Genomic DNA, 3,689 nt, shown 5'->3' on the forward strand with positions numbered 1-3,689 from the left:
CTCCGCCCGCGTGGCCTCGGCCGGCAGGTCGTGATCGCGGGCGCAGAGTTCCACGATGCTGCGGCCCTCCGGGGTCTCGTCGGCCAGGCTCGAGGCCCGCGCGGCCGCGGCGAGCTCCGCCGTCGAGGCACCGGCCGCCGGCTCCAGGGACGTGGCCTGGCGGGAGCCGAACGTGATGGTCCCGGTCTTGTCGAGCAGCAGGGTGTCGATGTCGCCGGCGGCCTCGACCGCGCGGCCCGACGTGGCGAGCACGTTGTGCTGGACGAGCCGGTCCATGCCCGCGATGCCGATGGCGGACAGCAGCGCACCGATGGTCGTGGGGATGAGGCACACCAGGAGGGCGATGAGCCGGATCGGATCGATCTCGGCGCCCGAGTAGGCGGCCACCGGGCCGAGCGCGAGGACCGCGACCAGGAAGACGATCGTGAGCATCGCCAGGAGGATGTTCAGCGCGATCTCGTTGGGGGTCTTCTTGCGTTCGGCCCCCTCGACAAGCGCGATCATCCGGTCGACGAACGACTCGCCCGGGGCGGTGGAGATCCGCACGACAATGCGGTCGGAGAGCACCACGGTCCCGCCGGTGACGGCACTGCGGTCGCCGCCGGATTCCCGCACGACGGGCGCGGACTCCCCGGTGATCGCGGACTCGTCGACGGTGGCGATGCCCTCGACCACGTCGCCGTCACCGGGGATCACCTCGCCGGCCAGGACCTCGACCAGGTCCCCGACGACCAGTTCCGTCGACGGGACGGTCTGGGTCTCGTGGGGGCCGCGTCGGACCCTCGCGGTGGTCTCGGTGGTGACCTTGCGCAGGCTGTCCGCCTGCGCCTTGCCGCGTCCCTCGGCCACCGACTCGGCCAGGCCGGCAAACAGGACGGTGGCCCACAACCAGGCCGCGGTGGACCAGCTGAACACGGTGGGGTCCAGCACCGCGAGGACCGTGGTGAGGAGGGACCCCACCCACACCACAAAGAGGACGGGGTTGCGGGCCTGGTGGCGTGGGTCGAGCTTGCGCAGCGCGCCGGGGGCGGCCGCGGCGAGTTGCCGGGTGTCGAGCAGGGCGGTCACTGGAGTGCCTCCGCGATAGGTCCGAGGGCGAGCGTGGGCACGAAGGTCAGCGCCGCCACCAGGAGGATGACGCCGAGCAGCAGGCCGCCGAAGAGCGGTCCGTGGGTCGGCAGGGTGCCGGGGCCGGGCTCGCTGCGCTTCTGTGCGGCGAGGGAGCCGGCCATGGCCAGGACGAGGATGATCGGCAGGAACCGACCGAGGATCATGCACACCCCGAGGGCGGCCTGGAACCAGTGGTCGGTGACCGTGAGGCCGCCGAACGCGGAGCCGTTGTTGTTGGCCGCGGAGGTGAAGGCGTAGAGGTACTCGCTGAGTCCGTGCGCCGAGTTGGGCGATCCGGCGGGCCCGCCGTTGCCCCGGGCCTCGAGCGCCGACGGCAGCACGGCCGTGATCGCGACGCCGGTGAGCACGAGCACCGGCATGACCAGCAGAGACAGGCTGGCGCAGGTGATCTCGCGCCGGCCGATCTTCTTGCCCACGATCTCGGGGGTCCGGCCGACCAGCAACCCGCCCACGAACACCGCGAGCACGGCCAGCACCAGGATCCCGTAGAGGCCGGTACCGACCCCGCCGGGCGCGATCTCGCCGAGCAGCATGTTGAGGATCAGCGCCCCGCCGCCGAGGGCAGAGTAGCTGTCGTGTGCCGAGTCGACCGCGCCGGTGGAGGTGCCCGTGGTGGACACCGCGAACAGCACCGAGGCCGGGATCCCGTGACGGACCTCTTTGCCCTCCATCTGCATCCCGGCGGCCTGGGCGGCCACGCCGACGGCGTTGTACTCGGCCCAGGTGACCACCGCGAGCATGCCGCCCCACAGGGTGGCCATCACGCCGAGGATCATCAGCCCGTGCCGGCGGCTGCCCGCCCCGGACTCGGCGAGCATGGTGCCGAAGGTCCGGGTCAGCGCCACCGGGATCAGCAGCAGAGCGAGGATCGACAGCAGGTTGGCGAGCGGGGTGGGGTTCTCGAACGGGTGCGCCGAGTTGGCTCCCAGCACCCCGCCGCCGTTGGTGCCGAGCAGCTTGAGCGCCTCCTGGGAGGCGACCGGCGCCGTGGAGATCTGCTGTGCGGTGCCGTCGAGCGCCGTCACGGCCACGCCGCCGGAGAACGACTGGATCATGCCCTGGGTGAGGAACAGTGCGGCGAAGATCAGGCCGAGGGGGAGCAACACCCGGATGACGGCGCGGGTGAGGTCCACCCAGAAGTTGCCGATCACGCTGCTGCGGACCCGGCAGAACCCCCGCACCACCGCGACCGCCACGGCGATCCCGACGGCCGCGGAGACGAAGTTCTGCACCGTCAGCCCCACCATCTGCGTGAGGTTGGTGAGGGTCTCCTCCGGTGTGTAGGACTGCCAGTTGGTGTTGGTGACAAAGGAGACGGCTGTGTTGAACGCCATCGCCGGTTCGACCGCGGACTGAGTAGCCCCCAGCGGCGGCAGCCAGTGCTGGACGCGCTGGATCACGTAGAGCGCCAGCATGCTGACCGCGGAGAACGCGAGCACGCCCAGGGCGTAGACACGCCAGGACTGCTCGCGGCGCGGGTCCACGCGGGCGAGTCGGTAGAGGAGTCGTTCGACCCCGAGGTCACGGTCGCTGGTGAACACCCGGGCCATGTAGTCGCCGAGCGGGATATACAGCGCGGCCAGCAGCCCGAGGAGGCAGGCCACCTGGAGGCCCGCGGCGAGCGCCGGGCTCATGAGAACCGCTCGGGGTCGACCAGCGCGAGCACCAGGTAGGCCAACAGACTCGCCGCCACCACCAGCAGGATCACGGTGGTGACTCCCGCGACGGTCATCGGCCGGCCCCCGACGTAGTCGAGGATGCGGTCTCGGGGGAGGTGGCGGGCTCGTCGGACCGGGAGAGCCGGTCGACGAGGAACACGCAGCCGGCCAGGCAGGCCAGCATGAGCGCGAGGTAGGCGATATCGAGCATCGCGGGCACGGTCACTTTCGATCGGGGATCAGCGCGGCGGTGGCCAGCACTGCACCGAGAAGCCTGCGTCCCCCGCGCCCGTGCGGGAAGTGGCATTTACGGACTCTTGACGCCCCGGGCGGGGATCTTTATCCGTCCCTGACGGGGCGATCTGCGGACGCGCCGGCGCTCGCGCGGGTGCCCATGCCGACGCCACTGCGGCGACCCTCGCGCGGCGTGTTCTCTCGCCGAGTGGTCACACCTGGCCGAATCTGGGTCACGTCGCCTGGGAAAACGTGATCGTTTGTGACCACGCGGCAGTTCTGCGGCCGGTTCTCCCGCCGCGAGCTCGTCGGTACCGGGCTCCTCCGTCGCGAGAATCCACCGGAGTGCCATGCGGGGCACCGTCGGTCAGGAACCGCCCTGCTCGGCGTCGAACGTCTCACGGGCCCGCTCGATGGCCGGCAGGTTCGCCGACGCCCAGTCGAGCAGCGCGTCAAGCGGTTCGCGCACCGTCTTGCCCAGCGGGGTGATCCGGTACTCCACCGCGATCGGCCGGGTGGTGAGCGCGCGGCGCTCGATGAGCCCGTTGCGTTCTAACCGACGCAGGGTGGTCGACAGGGATTTCTGCGACACGGCCGGAATGGTCCGGCGCAGTTCGTTGAAGGATAGTGCCCCGTGATGTGGTGGGAATCGGTTCCGCGTCTGGT

Annotated in this window: 5 protein-coding genes; all 5 read right to left on the reverse strand. The window is 70.9% G+C overall.

Annotation, left to right across the window (positions count from 1 at the left end):
- Nucleotides 1–1,068: HAD-IC family P-type ATPase (locus G6031_RS17745; protein ID WP_347238526.1), on the reverse strand; the 1,068-nt coding region annotated here is incomplete at its 3' end.
- Nucleotides 1,065–2,765: a potassium-transporting ATPase subunit KdpA gene (gene kdpA, locus G6031_RS17750; RefSeq protein ID WP_182653983.1), complete on the reverse strand. Its 1,701-nt coding sequence runs from the start codon at nt 2,763–2,765 to the stop codon at nt 1,065–1,067. The genes kdpA and G6031_RS17745, both read right to left, overlap by 4 nt.
- The gene (locus G6031_RS17755) at nt 2,762–2,863 is read right to left on the reverse strand and encodes a potassium-transporting ATPase subunit F (RefSeq protein WP_182653984.1); all 102 of its coding nucleotides are present in this window, start codon (nt 2,861–2,863) and stop codon (nt 2,762–2,764) included. Before G6031_RS17755 ends, kdpA begins: the two co-directional genes overlap by 4 nt.
- The gene (locus tag G6031_RS17760) at nt 2,860–3,000 is read right to left on the reverse strand and encodes a hypothetical protein (RefSeq protein WP_182653985.1); all 141 of its coding nucleotides are present in this window, start codon (nt 2,998–3,000) and stop codon (nt 2,860–2,862) included. Before G6031_RS17760 ends, G6031_RS17755 begins: the two co-directional genes overlap by 4 nt.
- A gap of 390 nt (nt 3,001–3,390) precedes the next feature.
- The coding region (locus G6031_RS17765; protein WP_182653986.1) for a helix-turn-helix domain-containing protein at nt 3,391–3,689 on the reverse strand (299 nt) is incomplete at its 5' end.

The sequence above is a fragment of the Dietzia sp. CQ4 genome, assembly GCF_014145125.1.
In the GTDB taxonomy this organism is placed as follows: domain Bacteria; phylum Actinomycetota; class Actinomycetes; order Mycobacteriales; family Mycobacteriaceae; genus Dietzia; species Dietzia natronolimnaea.